Source organism: Shewanella sp. 10N.286.48.B5 (assembly GCF_002874355.2).
In the GTDB taxonomy this organism is placed as follows: domain Bacteria; phylum Pseudomonadota; class Gammaproteobacteria; order Enterobacterales; family Shewanellaceae; genus Shewanella.
On the sequence record NZ_MCVG02000001.1, the window covers coordinates 3231212 to 3248595 of the forward strand.

17 protein-coding genes are annotated in these 17384 nt (G+C 42.6%); 7 read left to right on the forward strand and 10 right to left on the reverse strand.

The window, feature by feature from the left end:
* Positions 1 to 225: 225 nt before the first annotated feature.
* Both BCU57_RS13815 and BCU57_RS13820 read left to right on the forward strand, forming a co-directional pair.
* Positions 226 to 915 (forward strand): TorF family putative porin, encoded by a 690-nt coding sequence (locus BCU57_RS13815; RefSeq protein WP_102436622.1) that lies wholly within the window; start codon positions 226 to 228, stop codon positions 913 to 915.
* A 293-nt stretch (positions 916 to 1208) separates the two neighbouring features.
* Complete coding sequence (locus tag BCU57_RS13820) at positions 1209 to 1385, forward strand: PA3496 family putative envelope integrity protein (protein ID WP_198589898.1); 177 nt, start codon at positions 1209 to 1211, stop codon at positions 1383 to 1385.
* Positions 1386 to 1451: 66 nt separating this feature from the next.
* On the opposite strand, the gene BCU57_RS13825 is transcribed toward BCU57_RS13820, so the two are convergent.
* The 7 genes from BCU57_RS13825 to metB form a co-directional block, all read right to left on the reverse strand.
* A complete protein-coding gene (locus BCU57_RS13825) occupies positions 1452 to 1844 on the reverse strand; it encodes a hypothetical protein (RefSeq protein WP_102436620.1) in 393 nt (130 codons plus the stop codon).
* A gap of 69 nt (positions 1845 to 1913) precedes the next feature.
* Entirely contained in the window at positions 1914 to 3281 is a 1368-nt protein-coding gene (locus BCU57_RS13830; protein WP_102436618.1) for an alanine/glycine:cation symporter family protein, read from the reverse strand.
* A 303-nt stretch (positions 3282 to 3584) separates the two neighbouring features.
* Positions 3585 to 3842 carry a cysteine-rich CWC family protein gene (locus BCU57_RS13835; protein ID WP_102436616.1) on the reverse strand — a complete coding sequence of 86 codons (258 nt, stop codon included), beginning with the start codon at positions 3840 to 3842 and terminating at the stop codon, positions 3585 to 3587.
* Between the two features lie 112 nt (positions 3843 to 3954).
* Positions 3955 to 4998, reverse strand: coding sequence for a c-type cytochrome (locus BCU57_RS13840; protein WP_102436614.1), 1044 nt, complete (start codon positions 4996 to 4998; stop codon positions 3955 to 3957).
* A gap of 9 nt (positions 4999 to 5007) precedes the next feature.
* Complete coding sequence (locus BCU57_RS13845; protein WP_102436612.1) at positions 5008 to 5691, reverse strand: c-type cytochrome; 684 nt, start codon at positions 5689 to 5691, stop codon at positions 5008 to 5010.
* A gap of 338 nt (positions 5692 to 6029) precedes the next feature.
* Complete coding sequence (locus tag BCU57_RS13850; RefSeq protein ID WP_102436610.1) at positions 6030 to 8423, reverse strand: bifunctional aspartate kinase/homoserine dehydrogenase II; 2394 nt, start codon at positions 8421 to 8423, stop codon at positions 6030 to 6032.
* A gap of 62 nt (positions 8424 to 8485) precedes the next feature.
* Positions 8486 to 9646, reverse strand: coding sequence for a cystathionine gamma-synthase (gene metB / locus BCU57_RS13855; protein WP_102436608.1), 1161 nt, complete (start codon positions 9644 to 9646; stop codon positions 8486 to 8488).
* 207 nt (positions 9647 to 9853) lie between these two features.
* Here metB and metJ point away from each other — a divergent pair, with 207 nt between their 5' ends.
* A complete protein-coding gene (gene metJ, locus BCU57_RS13860) occupies positions 9854 to 10168 on the forward strand; it encodes a met regulon transcriptional regulator MetJ (protein ID WP_076538901.1) in 315 nt (104 codons plus the stop codon).
* Between the two features lie 150 nt (positions 10169 to 10318).
* On the forward strand, positions 10319 to 11059 hold the full coding sequence (locus tag BCU57_RS13865; protein ID WP_102436606.1) for a sulfite exporter TauE/SafE family protein: 741 nt from the start codon (positions 10319 to 10321) through the stop codon (positions 11057 to 11059).
* A 61-nt stretch (positions 11060 to 11120) separates the two neighbouring features.
* Here the strand turns inward: BCU57_RS13865 and BCU57_RS13870 are convergent, their stop codons facing one another.
* On the reverse strand, positions 11121 to 12314 hold the full coding sequence (locus BCU57_RS13870; RefSeq protein WP_413211437.1) for a conjugal transfer protein TraF: 1194 nt from the start codon (positions 12312 to 12314) through the stop codon (positions 11121 to 11123).
* 118 nt (positions 12315 to 12432) lie between these two features.
* A complete protein-coding gene (locus BCU57_RS13875; protein ID WP_102436602.1) occupies positions 12433 to 13338 on the reverse strand; it encodes a LysR family transcriptional regulator in 906 nt (301 codons plus the stop codon).
* Between the two features lie 137 nt (positions 13339 to 13475).
* On the opposite strand from BCU57_RS13875, the gene BCU57_RS13880 reads away from it, so the two are divergent.
* The 3 genes from BCU57_RS13880 (at position 13476) to BCU57_RS13890 (ending at position 16011) form a co-directional block, all read left to right on the forward strand.
* A complete protein-coding gene (locus BCU57_RS13880) occupies positions 13476 to 14195 on the forward strand; it encodes an SDR family oxidoreductase (RefSeq protein ID WP_102436600.1) in 720 nt (239 codons plus the stop codon).
* A gap of 349 nt (positions 14196 to 14544) precedes the next feature.
* A complete protein-coding gene (locus tag BCU57_RS13885; RefSeq protein WP_241903466.1) occupies positions 14545 to 14922 on the forward strand; it encodes an ABC transporter transmembrane domain-containing protein in 378 nt (125 codons plus the stop codon).
* Between the two features lie 21 nt (positions 14923 to 14943).
* Positions 14944 to 16011, forward strand: coding sequence for an ABC transporter transmembrane domain-containing protein (locus BCU57_RS13890; protein WP_241903465.1), 1068 nt, complete (start codon positions 14944 to 14946; stop codon positions 16009 to 16011).
* A 94-nt stretch (positions 16012 to 16105) separates the two neighbouring features.
* On the opposite strand, the gene BCU57_RS13895 is transcribed toward BCU57_RS13890, so the two are convergent.
* The gene (locus BCU57_RS13895; protein ID WP_241903464.1) at positions 16106 to 17095 is read right to left on the reverse strand and encodes a lipid A deacylase LpxR family protein; all 990 of its coding nucleotides are present in this window, start codon (positions 17093 to 17095) and stop codon (positions 16106 to 16108) included.
* Positions 17096 to 17384: the final 289 nt, after the last annotated feature.

Below are 17384 nucleotides of genomic sequence, written 5' to 3' on the forward strand. Positions count from 1 at the left end.
AAGTAAAAACAACACTTAAACTGCACAATTAAAGTGCAACTACGCATCATCAAGTGGCAACATAAATGCAACATAAATGTGCAGTAATTTTTAAGCTATTGATTAATTTAATTTTATAAACATGGCACATCATTAGCAACACGTACCTCAGATAAAACAACATTTAGCGTCGACCCGACTTTATGCAAGATGCTAATTGAATAATAAAACTTTGAGGGAATGAAAATGAAAAAATCTCTGTATCAAGCTATTGCGCTATCAACAGGTTTACTTTTAAGCACTACAGCTTTAGCTGAAGTCACGGGTAATATTGGCGCGACGTCAGACTATATTTGGCGTGGTGTGTCACAAACTAGTGGTGCTGCGGTTCAGGGGGGCATTGATTATGGCCATGAGTCAGGTTTCTATGTCGGTGGTTGGGCATCAAATGTAGATTTTGGTGACGGCACCTCTTATGAGCTTGATGTGTATGCCGGTTTCGGTGGTGACATTACAGAAGACTTAAGCTACGACATTAACTACCTTTATTACGCTTACCCAGATTCACCGGGCAGTGTTGATTTTGGTGAAGTAACAGTTGGTCTCGCGTGGAAATGGTTAGATGTCGCATACTCTTACACAGTCAATGGCGGTGATGATATTGCTGAAAGCCCATTAGATTCAAAAGATATGATGTATGCTCAAGCTAACCTGACTTTCCCATTAACTGAAAAAGTGTCACTGGGTTTCCATTATGGTTACTCAAACGGTGATGTAATCACCAGCTGGTACGGCACTGATAGCTATTCTGAGTACAACGTATCACTAAGCACTGATACTGATTTCGGTACTATCTCGTTCATGGCAACAGATACTGATTTAGAAGATGATGATGCTAAAATTGTTCTTGGTTACTCATATAGCTTCGATCTATAACCATCAAAAGTATTAAATGATGTTAGCTATTTAATCTAAATTATTAAAAAATCAAAAAACGTCACCTTAGGGTGGCGTTTTTTATTGCTCTGAGCCTCAAAATCCTCACCACAGAAGTGCGCATTTTTTTTATTAGCTGCTACATTCAAATTATGAGGTTATTTTTCTGCTGCCTAGCAAATTATTGCTCAGCAATATTGTGCTCACGGTTTCAAGCCGTTCAGGCTGTGATTACCGTTTATGTAAAGCCATTAATTATGCTTTACGAGTACCACCCATGTGAGGATAAAGTGATGGCTAATATTACTGAGACTATCCCAAATGATACTGAAATCGAGGCAATGGTTTCACCAAAAAATCAACGCTCCGCTGAAATTATTGAACGTAAAAGGCAGGTTAAACGCCGCTTAGATGATTATCTAGAACAAGCTGAATTGCGAAAAAGCTTAGGGGAAGATGATTTATTTTAGCCTACCCCCCCTTTTACGGGGTCATCTGGCCAATACTTTTTATAAGGTTAAGACTTCACTTTAAGATTAAGACTTTAAGAGGTATGCAAGACCAGTGCACTCTAAATAAATTGAACAGGCTGGGTAAATCATTTTGCCGCAGTCTGTGATGATGAGTGCATTACCGCCCCTTTGTTGGGTTTGCACTTTCAATTCTTTTTTCAGCGTGTTGATACTGGGAACACCAACCTCTATTGCTTCAGGGTTGTTAGCGCAATAAGTCGTCACCACCTCACCTAGCGGTTCATTGTCATGATTATACAATTCACTAGGCAGATAGATATCAACCGTTGAAGCAGTCGCTTGATAAGTAATATATTCATCAGCATTGGTTCTAATAGAGATACCATTACAGCCACCGACGACCAATGAAGTCATCAGTAATAAACTCAATGGAAGTATTTGGGGTGAAAATTTCATCGATAGAATTCCTTCTCAGTTGAGGCATACACCCTCTGTGTATGCCATCATCATTCATCAACAGCGTTATTAGCTCTCTAATGCCTTAGCTTTTTGCTTGGCAAAATACTCTCGGGTTAAACCAAAGACCACAGGACTTAATAGGACTAGCGCAATTAAGTTAGGAATGGCCATCATTGCATTAAGCGTGTCAGCCAATAGCCAAATAAACTCTAATGAACTCACGGCGCCTATGGGTACCACAAGGGTCCATATTAAACGAAATGGTTTTACCGCTTTATCGCCAAGCAAGTATTGAACACACTTCTCACTATAAAAACTCCACCCTAGAATAGTCGTGAAGGCAAACACAGCAAGTGCTACCGCCACAATATAATTACCCATAGGTAATGCATGTGAAAAGGCATATGAAGTTAATGCGGCGCCGTTCTCGCCTGATGTCCAAGCACCGGAAACAATAATCGCTAAACCAGTAATAGAGCACACAATGATGGTATCAATGAATGTACCTAGCATGGCCACTAAGCCTTGCTTTACCGGATCATTGGTTTGCGCTGCAGCGTGAGCAATGGGCGCACTACCTAAGCCCGCTTCATTGGAGAACACACCACGGGCGACACCAAAACGAATCGCAGCCCAAACAGCTGCGCCAGCAAAACCGCCTTGAGCAGCAACTGGGTTAAACGCACTGTGAATAATTAATTCAAATGCTGCAGGAATTTGGTCTGCATATACCACTAAAACAGCTAAACCCGCGGCAATATAAAACAGGGTCATTAACGGCACGAGTTTACCAGCAACTTCTGCAATACGTTTAATACCGCCCATGAGTACTGCACCGACGAGTACCATTAAGACTAAACCAGTAACCCAGCTCGGCACGCCAAAGTTAGCACTCATGGCATCTGCCACTGAGTTAGTTTGCACGGTATTACCGATCCCAAAACCGGCAATAGAGCCCAGTATCGCAAACGCTGTCCCTAACCAGGCCCATTTGCTGCCTAAGCCATTTTTAATGTAATACATAGGTCCACCGACGTGATTGCCATTACTGTCTTTTTCACGATACTTAACTGCCAATACCGCTTCGGCAAATTTGGTCGCCATACCCACTAATGCGGTGCACCACATCCAAAATAATGCCCCTGGCCCACCAATAAAAATAGCGGTAGCCACACCAGCAATATTACCTGTTCCTATGGTGGCTGAGAGCGATGTCATTAGCGCATTAAAAGGACTAATTTCACCTTTATCAGTGCTATCACTGTCGGTTGCTCGACCCGACCACAGCAGTTTAAAACCAGTGCCTAATTTTAGGATTGGCATTAATTTTAATCCGATAGATAAAAATAATCCCACTCCTAAAATCATCACCAACATGGGTACGCCCCAAACGATGCTGTTTACTGCATTAATAAATGCCGTTAATCCTTCCATTGAAAACCTCATAATGAGTTAAATATTTATAGTTATTATTAATCGTTATCACTAAACGTTATTTTTACGGTTACTGCGTTCACACTACTAATACATCAGTGCGTGAATTTCAGATTACCTTCATTGGCACTAAATTGGAAACATCGGTACGATTCAAACCGAACAAATCAGCAAATAACAGTTTTTTATCAGCCAATTAAATTAATTTAATTATAAAAAAAGCGCTAACTAAATTAGCGCTTAAATCTTATTGAACCATTACAACCTAGCCTAAACACCCTGAATAAGCAGTTATTAAGGCCTTCACTGGGACAGTTTTTGATAGCAGCTTTGACAGACGCAGGCTTTGCCCTTTAACTCTGTGCGCAGCTTGTCACTGATCACAGCTTTAACTGAAGCGCTTAAACACCAGCAGTCTTCAATCGGTTTACCCGCACTAACCGCGCATTGATTAACCTGCTGGCAAACGGGGCACGCTAATGGCTCAAAAATCGCGTCTTGTGCCTCAGATACTAATGGTTCATTTGCTTGGTTTGGTGAGTATATTTCTACATCTTTCATCTGGTTCACTTTGTTTCGTTAACTGGTTTAATTTCCATAAAATGCTTTATGAGATAAGGCTATGCCTTAACGATTGTAGCTTAAAAGCATAAGCTTGAAACTGGTTAAAGCCCTACTTATTAACAGGAAAATTTGGATAAGCTTCGGCGCCTAAAACATTACCAAGCTGCTGCTTGCCATAAAAGCCATCATGTTGATGATAACTTTTTTGGGTTTGTGGCAGGTCTCCTTTAAAACGCGGATCTTGCGGCCTTTCATGGGCATTAACAAAAGCTGCCACATCCCAAGCCTGCTGCACTGTTAGCTGAATACTTTTACCCAGCGGCATATTCTCATAGATAAAATTAGCTGCAGTGTTCACTCTATGCATCCCTGCGCCCCAGTTGTAGCTTTGCGGCCCCCATAATGGCGGTAAAGCGCTCACATTAGCCATTTTAATGCCTTGACCATCAACGCCATGACAAGCCTGACAATGGGTTTGATAAACTATTTCGCCTCGCTCAGTTGAATAAGCTTGTTCTGGCGCTTCTAACTTGGGAAAACCTCGGCCAGCAAGTGAAGTTAAGGCTTTTTGATCCCATTTAGCTTTCACTGCAGCTGGAATTGGGAACTCTTCTCTATTGCCACCTTTTACCAGTTCTACATCACTCAACTCTGCTACTTTGCTATCGAGATTAAATTGATTCAGTAAACCGCTCATGGCTAGCCAATAAGAATAAGCTGAGATAGCCACAAGTTCCTTACTGCCTGATGCGGGGGCTGTACCATTCATTGAATACGTAAAGCAACCTTGAATCCGTTCCTGGTAGCTATTCACTTTGTCATTTTTCTTTCGATAAGCGGGATAAGCCATATAGGCAGCCCATAGCGGTGAAGCATTGGCTTTATTACCTGCGTTCATATGACAATTAACGCAATTAAGCTCATTGCCGACATATTTATCTCTTAATTGCTGAGTATTAACAAATATCTGATAGCCCAAACGTACTTTGTCGCCAAACTCACCCTCTGGAATAGCTGATAAATCGCTAGGTTGCAGATACTGCGCTGCGGGATCTTTTGCTATAGCGGGGATCTGAGCTTGCCTATCGGGTAATTCTGCAGCGCTAACTGAACTGATAAACACACCTGCGACTAAATAATTAAACAGTTTCATGGTATGTCCTTATTTTTGTGCCAAAGGCTGTTGAGCAGCAGCATTTTGAACCAGAGGTTTTAAAGCTGAAAAGTACGCTGACAATGCGTCAATTTCATCAGCAGTCAGCTTAGCGGCAATATTAGCCATCATATTATCGACATCACCTTTTCTAGTACCATTTTGCCAAGCCAATAGTTGGTTTTTTAAATAGCTAGGTTCTTGGCCTGCAAGTCGAGGGAAGTTGGCTGCGCCAATGCCTGAAGGTCCATGACAGCTAGTACAGGCAGGTATATCGCGGCCCCAATCTCCCTGATAAGCCAATTTTTCCGCCGTATCAGTTATCACAACCTTGTCACCGCGGTATTGCAATGGGATCTCAGCTACTGTTTTAGCGGCAAAGAAATCAGCAACGACTTGGATAGCATCACCTTGTACTGTCGCAGCCATCGCCGACATTGTGGGACTTTGTCGATTACCCATTTGAAAATTAACCAGCTGCGAGGCGATATACTCACTGGATAAACCCGCCAACCTAGGCCCTATAACACCTAAACCCTCACCATTAACACCATGGCAAGTTAAACAAACTTGCGCCTGTGTGGGTACGGTTTGCAATAACTCTTTGGGAGATTGAGCAGGAATATCGGCAATAGCCAAGTTACGACTTGCCCCTATTGCTATTATCGTGATGACTTGTAAAAGGAATTTCATATACCGCCCTCTCCTTGGATGATGTTTAGCTACTGGAATAATAAATGTAGTCCATCAGATCCACTTTATGTGACTTAATTGAATACTCTCCACCAAAGAAAAAGTAACCCAAATACGCTTACCAAAGAACAGACAGCGAACATTTGCAGGCTAAAGACTGATAATGAAAAGGTCGTTGTCGATTAATCATCAGCAAATCGACTGGGAGTGAAGTTAACTCTGAGCTTATGCTTTTAGCGCTATTTTATGACAATAAAAAAGGCCTATTCCGTTAGGGAATAGGCCTTTAAAGTTAATCTTTCAACCAAGTTAATCGTCGTTTAACTCGCGCTTAAGGATCACTCCTGCAGTAAATCCTTACAGATTTGTACTAAGTCAGACTGCACAGCTGCTGCGGTAACTTCTCGGCCAGCACCTGGGCCGCGAATAATTAACGGATTGCCCTGATAAAAAGTGCTGCGGATGACAAACACATTATCTCCAGGGGTTAAACTGGCATAGGGATGGTTCGAGTCGACCCATTGAATGCCTACTTCAGCATGCATTTTGCCATCGACTTTATCTAAAGATGCCACATACCTTAAGACTTTATTTTGCTCAAAGGCTGCACTATATTGCTGCAACATAAACTCATCTAACTCGCCAATGCGCGCTAAAAAGTCATCTAACGACAAGTCGGCTAATTCAGCTGGCACTAATGAATTTAATTCAATGGCATCAAGCTCAATCTCAAAGCCAATTTCACGGGCCAGAATAAGTAACTTTCGCTGCATATCTCGGCCAGATAAATCATCTCGAGGATCTGGCTCTGTAATGCCTAATCCGCGGGCTTCAACCACGAGTTCAGAAAAAGATTTTTGCCCATCGTAATGCTCAAACAGCCAACATAAAGTACCTGAAAAAATACCGCCAACAGCTTCGATATTGTCGCCACTATTGCGTAAATCGTTTAGGGCATGCTGTACTGGTAAGCCAGCGCCGCAACTGGCATTGTAACGCCAAAATAAACGCCGGTTACTTAGCTGCTGCTTAAGCTCACGGTAAAAAGGTAACGGCCCTGAGCCTGCAAGTTTATTGGCGCTCACCATATGAATCCCTCGAGCGAAAAACTCTGGGTATTGTAAGGTTAAGCTGGCGCTAGCACTGATATCCAAGGCCACCAGCTCATCGCAGTCGAGCAGCTCAAGCTGCTCAAATAAACTAGGGTAGTCCCATGTTGTTGCTGTGGTATCAAAGTCATCTTGCCAGTTATTGGCATCTATTCCTTGCTGGCAAATGAGCGCCTCTTTTGAACTCACTAAACCCACAAGTTGCACATTGGCTTCTAGTTCACGGTTAAGCATGGTGGATGAGCGCTGAAATAAATCAATCCAGGCTTCACCAATATTACCGACCCCAAGCAATAATACCCCAATACGCAATCGCGGGCCTGCGCAGCGTCGGTGTACTTTTTGGGTGAGTAAATTAACCTGAGATTTAGGCACTAAGGTCACTAAACTCAAACCATCTTGATACAGGGGTTTGGCATCGCGACTTAATAATCGGGCAAAGCTGCGGCGGTAGTGCTCTGCATCAGCACTAACCAAAGCGACTAAACCTAAATCAGTATGAGCATGGATATCGCTAATTAATAGCTCATGACTATGTAGCTCCAGTAACGCTTGTACCTGCTTTTGGTTTTCAGCAGTGAATGCCAGTTCAACTTTATGATGGGCAGAGCACCAATATGCTAGCGGCGCAATACCGGCTTGCTCAAGTAATTTGAGTGTGGTTTGAATTAGCGCTTGCTGCTTAAAGCGAAACAGCACCACTTCATTTAAACTGGTAACCACTGGAGCGCTAGCTGACGAACTTTGGGGCGCAATAAGGGTAAAGTCAGTATGTGATGCGTAACTTGAGCGCACCGCGAGACTAACATTAGTATCAAATAAGGGCTGTAAAGTTCGGCTGTGCAGTACTGGCGAGCCGAGTTTAGCTAAACGATCGGCTTCAGCAAGTGACATGCTTTCAAGTAATTTGGCATCATTAATTTTATTCGGATCAGCGTTAAATACCCCTTCAACATCGGTCCAAATAGTCACTCGTTCAATGTCCGCTAAGCTGGCAATTAAGGTGGCGCTGTAATCTGAGCCATTGCGGCCAAGTAATAATGTATCCCCTTTACTGTTGGCGCAGATAAAGCCGGTGATCACTAAGCGTGTATTTGGATTAGCATCCAGCAGCTTTTGGACTTTTTCGCGGGACTCATCAAGACGAATATTCGGCACAGGCCCTTCATCAGCCACCAGCAGTGAGCAGGCATCAATATTCGCGGCAGCAACGCCAGACTCTCTTAATAAGGCTGCCATTAATCGTGCTGACCAACGCTCACCAAAGCTTAATACATGATTGAGCTGAAATTCATTGCGCTCTTCAAGGGACAATAAACTGACTAATTGCGATTTATCGGTTGATAGGCGCTCACGTAAATCGCGCGCTTGTTCGTTTGAGAGAAGTTGCTCAATCAGGTTTTGCTGATAGCTCACCAGTACTTGTAGCTCTTCTTGCCACAAGTCACCGTTTTCTCTTAAGGAGAGTAATTTATATAAAAAGTTAGTACTTTTACCCGCAGCTGAAACAACGACTAAATCATCACTGTTGCCATGAGTCAGTAAAATATGGGCAACGCGGCGATAGCAATCTGCATCAGCAAGACTTGAACCACCAAATTTATGTAAATGACTGCGGGCCATTTTTCACTCCTTAAACAACATATACCAGCCTGACTACATGAATATAGCCAAGGGAGATTAACTTAAAGCGCAGCGACAGCAGCTAAGCCTACTTCAATATCGGCAACCAAGTCTTCAGCATCTTCAATCCCGACAGATAGTCGCAGTAAAGTATCTTTAATGCCAGCTTCATACCGTGCTGCAGGCGCCATTGCTCTATGGGTCATGGTTGCAGGTACGGCAACTAAGCTTTCCACTCCGCCTAAGCTTTCAGCAACACTGAAAATAGACAGTGCATTTAAAAAGGCGACCACTTCTGCTTCACCACCTTTAAGTTCGAAACTTAACATAGCGCCGAAGCCTTGTTGTTGCTTAGCTGCAATATCGTGACCTGGGTGGTCTTTTAAGCCTGGATAATACACTTTTTCGACAAGATTGCTGGCCTGAAGTACGTCAATAACTTGCTCAGCATTTTTTTGATGCTCGCGAATACGTACAGCTAAAGTACGAATGCCACGTAAGGTTAGGTAACTATCAAAAGCCGAGCCTGTTAGCCCTAAGGTGTTTGACCACCAGTGTAGTAACTCACCCAGTTCAGGGTCTTTTGCCACCACAGCGCCACCTACAACGTCACTATGACCATTGATATATTTGGTGGTGGAATGCATGACGATATCAGCGCCTAGCTCTAATGGCTGTTGCAAAATTGGCGATAAAAAGGTGTTATCAACCACAACTAAGGCATCGACTTTATGGCTTTGCTCAGCAATAGCTTTGATATCAACAACACGTAATAATGGGTTTGACGGCGTTTCTAACCACACCATTTTAGGTTTCTGAGCAATCGCATCACTGAGTGCTTGCTCATCTGTTTGATCAATCACCAGTAATTTAAATTGGCCTTTGTTGGCAAGATTTGTGAACAAACGGTAACTACCGCCATAACAATCGTGAGGCACAATCAGTAAATCATCGGGGCCTAATAAACTAGTGACCAAGGTAATCGCAGCCATACCGGTACAAGTAACCACCCCAGTAGCGCCATGTTCAAGTTTGGCAATGGCTTCACCTAACACGCAGCGCGTCGGGTTTCCTGAACGACTATAATCAAACTCTCTAGGGTTTTTATGGCCATCAAAAGAATAGTTTGTTGATAGATAAATCGGCGGGACTACAGCGCCGTATTGGGTATCAGACTCGATACCTTGGCGTACTGCTAGCGTAGCTGCGCGATGTTTGCTCATTGTAAACTCCTAAAGAATACACACTAAAGAGATGTCTAGATGGCTAAATGTACCTAAGCTAAGTCACATCGTCAATACAAATCAGCCGTTTAGACGTCTAAACATAAAGAAATCTATTTCCATTCGTTATAGAATAACCGCAATAATTTGACTGTTATTATTTAGCGGTTAAAATCTGCCACGAATCTATCGTATAAAGGTGAGTTAATGACTGAATGGAATGGCGACTATATCAGCCCATATGCCGAACATGGCAAAAAAAATGAACAAGTTAAAAAAATCACGGTATCCATACCTTTAAAAGTTTTAAAAGTATTGACTGATGAACGTACCCGCCGCCAGGTTAATAACTTACGTCATGCAACCAATAGTGAACTACTGTGTGAAGCATTTTTGCATGCCTACACTGGACAACCACTGCCAAATGACGGTGACTTATCAAAAGAAGGGCCTGATAGCATCCCATCTGAAGCAAAAGCTTTGATGGATGCCATGGGAATTGAGTGGGAAGATCTTGATTAAGTCAAGCTAGCGACTAGCGCTGAAGTACTTGCGCTAAAGTACTTGCGCTAAAGCATAAGCCTACTCAATTAATCAAACACTGCTCGTCATTTAACGTATCGAGCTCTCAAGCTGAGAGTGAGTTGCAGTATTGCGCCTAAAGAGTCGACAATGGAATTTATCGATCCGCAGACCTTGATGCTTGCATCGGTTATCATTTTTATAGGCGCATTAACCCAAGGCCTTATCGGTTTTGGGCTTGCGGTTGTTGCCAGTCCACTTCTCTATATCATCGACCCACAATTAGTCCCAGCCCCTGTGATTATGATGGGTTTTTCCATCGCCTTATTGACCTTATTGCGTGAACGTACTCAACTGGAGTTTAATGGGCTGCAATATGCGCTGCTGGGGCGAATACCTGGTGGCTTTATGGGCGCAGGTTTATTACTGTTTGCCCCCCAAGCAGTACTGGGGTTAGCCATTGCCTTTATTGTCGGCGCAGCGGTGTTGCTGAGTATTTTTAAGATCACAGCGCCAGTAAATCGGCTTTCGCTATTTATTGCAGGTGTCTTGTCGGGGGTATTTGGAAATATTGCCGCCATTGGTGGGCCACCATTAGCGATTTTATTAGCCGGTAAAGATGCGCCGCAGTTTAGAGCCGCGCTATCGATCTTTTTTGTTTTCAGCTCAATGATCGCACTGATTATTTTAATGCTTGCAGGCTTAGTGGAAGAAAAGCATCTGTGGTTGTCATTGATGCTATTGCCATCTGTCATACTCGGAAATATTGCCGCAGGAAAGCTAACCAATAAGGTTGATAAAAATAAGACTCGCATCGCCACTATGGTGTTATGTAGCTTAAGTGCATTATTGCTAACCCTTAAGTCGTTAATTGAATTATCAGCAGGCTAGTCGATCATCTTTTTGTGGCAGATATAAATGCAACAATGATGACAGCTAAAAATGATAACGCTTAAAAGTGATAAGAAGTTTGCAGCACAGCGCCAATGGCATCATCACCATAGCTGCCGCTCATATCCAGCTTAAAGGCTTGGCCGATGGCAAAGCCGGTGCCGAAAGAGTAAATATCTACGCTATTATCTTTTAAGTCATGGCGGTAGCCCATGCGTAAAAACAGCCAGTCAGTGGCTTTAACTTCACCGCCCACTCGCCAATACTGCACCGCATCAAACTCGCTAAAACGGCTTTGCTCCACCAGATCAATATCCGTGGTTAAGGTGACTCTGGACCAATCATAAGCAGCTCCCACTGTGACTAACGGCTCAATTTGGTATTCAAATGTCCGTCCTTGAGCTTCAACTGTGGTTATTTTTTTACTGAATAAATTACGAGCAGACAGCCCTAAGGTTAAGCTTTCTGTTGGCTCAATAGCCACCCCAAGATCAAGGTTAAATAAGCTGTCATCATTTCGATATTTATCATCATCAAAATCATCGACATCAAAGTTATTGGCACTGGCACTGTAATGATAGGTATCAATGCGTTGAAACTTAGGTGAAATCCCAACTTTTACAGGCATGTTAACTATAGATAGTGGAAAGCTTAACGCCACCCCAAAATCTGTGACTCCGGCGGCTAATACAATGCCTTGAGAGTCTAAGTCAGTGAGATCTGCAGGAGGGTTGGCGGGATCGAGATTAGTCAGCATATCAATATCACCTTGAGCAATATCAGCAACGCCCATAGCGTCAAGATGACTTTTGTAAAATAGCGCCATTGGCACGGTTTGAGTTGGCAATACTAATGCTGCGCCAATTGCGGCTGATACCGAGGCGTTAGTGCCGTTGAGGGCATTTAAATTAATAACTAAATCATCACGAAAACCAGCAATATCATCAGTATCATTGCCGTTTATGGCCGTTTCTAAGTCATCAAAACTGTCTTGTAGTGAGTCAAACTTATCAAGCATATTGTCGCTATCATCCACTTCAGCAGCCACAACCGGTAACAGTAAGGAGAACTCATTGGTTTTTGGGGCGTAAATAGCCAGTAAAGCGGGATTAATAAAACTTGCGCCGATACGGCTAGATGAGGCTACACCTGTACCGCCCATGCTATCACTGCGAGCTTCAAAATAAAGCTGACCCGCTTGCGTATTTATCGCAAACAGCAGTAAAAACAATAGCAGCGCTAAGGATCTCATCATTCACCATTTTCATTTTTAATTATCTAATAAAGATAGTCGAAAAATTAAAAATAGGCTTCAATCCCGTTAGACTTTTACGGCATAGATGAATTTAATCAGCCGTTTTTTAAATGTTATTCTATGAATCAGGTAGATAGCGCTTAAAATTTTCCATGGTGAATTGAATAAATTTTTTCAGCCTTTCTGGTTGGAATTTATCTTTATGGTAAAGCATATAAAAAGGCGTGTCGGGAATATGCCAATCATTAAACACATTCACTAATTGACCCGCTGCAATTTCATTAGCGCAATATAAATAAGGTAATCGCACAATGCCATTTCCTGCTAAGGCGCTGGCTTTCATAGCGCGGCCATTTTTACACTTAAAACCGCCCTTAATGGCAACGTCTACAGCTTGAGCATCTTGCCTATGGCCAAAGCGCCAATGGCTGATCGAGCCAGTAATACACAGGTGATTATTAAGCTCGCTTGGATGCTGCGGTTGACCATATTTCGCTAAGTATTCAGGGGCGACTAAAGTGCGGTTTTCGATGTCCATCAGCTTTCTGGCCACCAAGCTTGAATCTGCCAGTTCGCCCATGCGAAATACAATATCAAAATGGCCCTCGATTAAATCAACCCGCTGGCTACTAAAATCAAGATCGATAGTAATTTCAGGATACTGTTTAATAAAATCATTCACCAAGGCCACTAAAATATCTTCACCAATCACCCCGCCAACGCAATTAATGTGAATATTGCCCTGTAATGTTTCAGCGCTGTCTAATGTCATTGCCACCACCTGATCGATTTGCGCTAACGCTTGCTGGCATTGCAACAGCAATTGCTGACCTTGCTCTGTCAGTCTTTGGGTTCTGGTGGTTCTAATAATTAGGCTAACACCAAGAAATTTTTCTAAACTTAATAATTGCTTTGATAAATGCGAACGTGAGCAGCCTAATACCTGTGCAGCTTCAGTAAAGTTACCTTGCTCAGCAATCACCACAAAGGCTCTGATATCAATCAAATTTATGTCTAAGTTCATAATAATGTCTATTTTAGTGTGTGGTCATCAACAAGCGATTAGGAGCCATGTGTAAACAATGATGTTCTTTGTGGATTATATATCAACAATGAGCCATTACCTATAATGGACACAACTTAACGAACGAGGTAAAAATCATGAAATCACTTGTTGTCATTACTGGCGCATCATCAGGTATTGGCGCCGCTATGGCGAATGCATTTAGCGCTAAAGGTCACCCACTACTTTTACTTGCTCGTCGCGTTGAACCAATGCAAGCACTTAACCTGCCCAACAGCTTATCTGTTAGCGTTGATGTTACTGATGCTGCAGCGATGAAAACAGCGATTGCGACTGCTGAAGCAAAGTTTGGCCCTGTTGGCTGTTTAGTCAATAACGCTGGCGTAATGCTACTTGGTCAAGCAGATGTACAAGATCCTGCCCAGTGGAGCCAAATGCTCAACATCAATGTGATGGGCGTGCTTAATGGTATTCACGCTGTGCTTGCTTATATGAAAGCCCGTAAAACAGGCACTATTATCAACGTAAGCTCTATAGCGGGTCGTAAAACATTCCCTAACCATGCAGCATATTGTGCCAGTAAGTTTGCTGTGCATGCGCTAACTGAAAATATCCGCGAAGAAGTGGCGATGGATGATGTGCGAATGGTGACTATCGCTCCAGGCGCTGTTGAAACGGCCCTGCTTAGCCACACAACCGATGAAGATATTAAAGCCGGCTACCAAGAATGGAAAGAGTTCATGGGCGGCGTTATCGAGCCTACAGCAGTTGCTGATGCGGCTGTATTTGCCTTTGAAATGCCGCAAAATGTTTGTGTACGAGAAATTGTCTTAGCGCCAACTCGCCAACAACCTTAAGAATATATCAAGTCTAGATAGGTCTACATTTCAGCTAAAAACCATGAGTTATTACTCATGGTTTTTTATTATCTTTGCATTAATTTTAATAAGCGGCCTCCCTTTACATACTCCACGCGTACCTCATGCAAACTCATTCTCTTATCCCTCGTAATAATGCCGCCATTTCTAGCAAACTCGCTGCATCTGATTAAAAATCAGTTTAACCCCAAGATGTTATATTGATTGCTTAATATTTAAACTAAGTTAGATTAAGGTAAGGAAAACTGACTAAAACAAGCTACGCTTAAATCATTGGTTTATTGATTGCTTAGTCGTTACGCATTGCGATAAAAAGGACATTTTTTGTATGCAGGAAAACTTCAGTTTATTTTCCAGGAATAAAGCCTTTCCCGAGCTATTATTGTCATCGACATTTATCAATTTATTGTCGCTTGCACTGCCATTCACCATGCTACAAATCTACGATCGTATTCTGCCAAATCAAGGTTATGGTACTGCCACTATTATTGTTTCTGGTGTGGCGATTGCGATTTTGCTGGAATTATTACTCAGATATGGCCGCAGTTGGCTACTTGCGGCATCAGCAGCCAATTTTGAATTAGAAACCACAACCAAGGTGGTTAACAAGCTCATGCAAGCGGACTATCACCATGTTGAATCCATGGGAACAGGTAAAGTTACTAATGGTTTAGCCAGTATTGCGAGTATGCGAGAGCTCTATTAAGGGCAAGCAATTGTGGCACTCATGGATTTTCCATTTGTGCTCATTTTTCTTGCATTGGTTGCCTATATTGGTGGCCCGCTGGTATTCATTCCGATAGTCGTCTGGGTACTTGTTGGCGCTCTGGTTTATGTCATTGGCAAAAAACTCGCCATAGCCACTGAGGATCTCGCTCTTTCAGATGCTGAACGAACCCGAATGTTGATACTGGTGTTATCAGGGCTAACCACAGCCAAGGCCCTATCTTTAGAAGACCGATTAGCCAGTATTTATAATAAAATAAACCACCAGCGACTAGCACAACAGCAACAAGTCGATTGGTTATCAGCTAAGTTACAAGAAGTCATCCAAGCAGCATCGCAAGGAACAACACTAATATTAGTGATGCTAGGTTGTTTAGAAGTCCTTAACGGTTCGCTTACAACGGGTGGACTGGCTGCATGTTCAATATTAGCGGGTCGCGCCATCGCACCATTAAGTGCAATTATTAGCCTTCGTTCTCGACTTGTGAGTGCCAAAACGGCGATGTCACACGTAGATGATTTGACCGCCATTCCAGCCGAAGCGTTTAGTGCTGAAAAAATCTATCAACAAAAAATCCCTAACGGCCCTATTAGGTTTCAAAAAGTCGATAGCAGTAATTTAGGCACTGTCATTCAACAGTTGAATTTAGAGATCCTCCCTAAAACCTTAGTTACCCTGCAATCAAATCCCCTGAGTCATGCTAGCCACTTACTCAGTATCATTGCTGGATTTCAAAAGATAAGTACAGGTGAAGTCGCCATTGATGGGGTTTTACTTCATGCACACGATAGTAAAGAGTTTCGACAGTCCGTTAACTATGTTGCCCCTTGGCCAACCTTATTTGCAGGTAGTTTACTTGAGAATATGACGATGTTCCGAGCAGAGTATGAACCACAAGCAATGGCAATTGCTGACAGTTTAGGCTTAACAGCTAAAATTGCCGAATTGCCCAATGGTTATCAAACTTCAGTCGGTGAAAATGACCAACCTGATCAAAGTGATACTAATCAGGCTAATGACGATGATTTGCTACATCAAGCATTAAATGACATGCACAATCAGGTCTAAAAAACTTTAGTCATAATAACTCTGTAATAGACTGAAAAGGCGCACCATGATGAATCATGGTGCGCCTTTTAAACATCGTTTTTTATAACCAGAATTAAAGCACTTTAGTGTAACTAATCACCCCATAGCCATGCCAGTCATCGACATCTGATTGATATTCTTTGCTATAAAAATCAAAGCTCCAACTCACAGACCATGTGGGAAATGCCCATATCACCCCTAAACTTGCTTGCGCTTGTTCATGCTTGATTTCAAGCGATGAGTCATAGGGTAAATCACCATCAATGGTTAAATCATTAAACCGATATCCAGCCTGCACCCTTGCATAAGCCGTCCAGCTACCATCACAGTTAGCGGAATGAGTATAATTTCCTAAGTGACCAGCCTGACTTGAAAGTTGGCCAAAGGTTTGGTCTAAGTCATCACCCCAACGCAAGGTGAGACCGACACTCGATTGAGAACGAAAATTCCCAGCCATCGAATGATTAAATGCGCTTAAATCCCACTGACTATTTTCAAATGCTTGCTGACGAGTGAGTAAAGCTTCGACTTCATAGGCAAGTTGAAATGTCAGCTGATTCTCTATTTGATAATCCCAGCCACCCGGTTTAGTTGATGAGGTAATTTTATGCACCACTGATTGCAGCATTTCAGCCCCTGACGCAGGTCCCATAACACCAACAGACAACCAATTTTTTTGTGCCAGTGATGGGCTAAACACACCGGTATAGCTTTCTAACTCCAATAGACCTGCATAAGGTCTTTCTTCTGATTGTGGATAGTCATAGGCGATTTCAATTGGGGTCCACATTCGGCTATATAACTGAGCCCCACGGTGTGTTTGCTGTGTTTGTTGAGGGAATAATAGTGCCGATTGCCATTGAAAGACCGATGAGGCCGCTGAAAAATTGTGTTCTGGCTTTGCATGCCAACCTATGACAAAACCATTGGAGTAATCACCATCTGAGCCGGTAACGATATCATTATCGAAGCTAAAATAAATTTGATCTGCTGTTACGCTAATCGGCGCTAAACTCGCTGATAACAGCAATACACCTGCCGCATTTAGGCTTTTTCTGCTCAATATACCCCCCTTATCAAATACGTCAGTTCACTACGTTAGCTCGACAACGTAAAGTTATCACCAAAATCTAAACATTACTGTCATTAAAATGAGTAAGCGATTTTAGTTTACCTCTTTAGCCTCCCCACTCAATGATTACTAATTAAGCAGCCTCGGCAACGGCTTTTATAGTCAGCCCGCTCTACAAAGCATTCCAATTTAAGCCATATTTATGCAATTTACATTTCATTTAGCACAATAAAACGCCAAACATTACCAGATGTAACCATTAAATTACTGACAATAAAAA

Bases quoted from the DNA above. Each gene is read 5' to 3' on its own strand.
- BCU57_RS13815 (WP_102436622.1), top strand. From the start codon at position 226: ATGAAAAAATCTCTGTATCAAGCTATTGCGCTATCAACAGGTTTACTT.
- BCU57_RS13880 (WP_102436600.1), top strand. From the start codon at position 13,476: ATGAAATCACTTGTTGTCATTACTGGCGCATCATCAGGTATTGGCGCC.
- BCU57_RS13830 (WP_102436618.1), bottom strand. From the start codon at position 3,281: ATGGAAGGATTAACGGCATTTATTAATGCAGTAAACAGCATCGTTTGG.
- BCU57_RS13820 (WP_198589898.1), top strand. From the start codon at position 1,209: ATGGCTAATATTACTGAGACTATCCCAAATGATACTGAAATCGAGGCA.
- metB (WP_102436608.1), bottom strand. From the start codon at position 9,646: ATGAGCAAACATCGCGCAGCTACGCTAGCAGTACGCCAAGGTATCGAG.
- BCU57_RS13885 (WP_241903466.1), top strand. From the start codon at position 14,545: ATGCAGGAAAACTTCAGTTTATTTTCCAGGAATAAAGCCTTTCCCGAG.
- BCU57_RS13845 (WP_102436612.1), bottom strand. From the start codon at position 5,691: ATGAAATTCCTTTTACAAGTCATCACGATAATAGCAATAGGGGCAAGT.
- BCU57_RS13875 (WP_102436602.1), bottom strand. From the start codon at position 13,338: ATGAACTTAGACATAAATTTGATTGATATCAGAGCCTTTGTGGTGATT.
- BCU57_RS13840 (WP_102436614.1), bottom strand. From the start codon at position 4,998: ATGAAACTGTTTAATTATTTAGTCGCAGGTGTGTTTATCAGTTCAGTT.
- BCU57_RS13835 (WP_102436616.1), bottom strand. From the start codon at position 3,842: ATGAAAGATGTAGAAATATACTCACCAAACCAAGCAAATGAACCATTA.
- BCU57_RS13870 (WP_413211437.1), bottom strand. From the start codon at position 12,314: ATGATGAGATCCTTAGCGCTGCTATTGTTTTTACTGCTGTTTGCGATA.
- BCU57_RS13825 (WP_102436620.1), bottom strand. From the start codon at position 1,844: ATGAAATTTTCACCCCAAATACTTCCATTGAGTTTATTACTGATGACT.
- BCU57_RS13890 (WP_241903465.1), top strand. From the start codon at position 14,944: ATGGATTTTCCATTTGTGCTCATTTTTCTTGCATTGGTTGCCTATATT.
- BCU57_RS13865 (WP_102436606.1), top strand. From the start codon at position 10,319: ATGGAATTTATCGATCCGCAGACCTTGATGCTTGCATCGGTTATCATT.
- metJ (WP_076538901.1), top strand. From the start codon at position 9,854: ATGACTGAATGGAATGGCGACTATATCAGCCCATATGCCGAACATGGC.
- BCU57_RS13850 (WP_102436610.1), bottom strand. From the start codon at position 8,423: ATGGCCCGCAGTCATTTACATAAATTTGGTGGTTCAAGTCTTGCTGAT.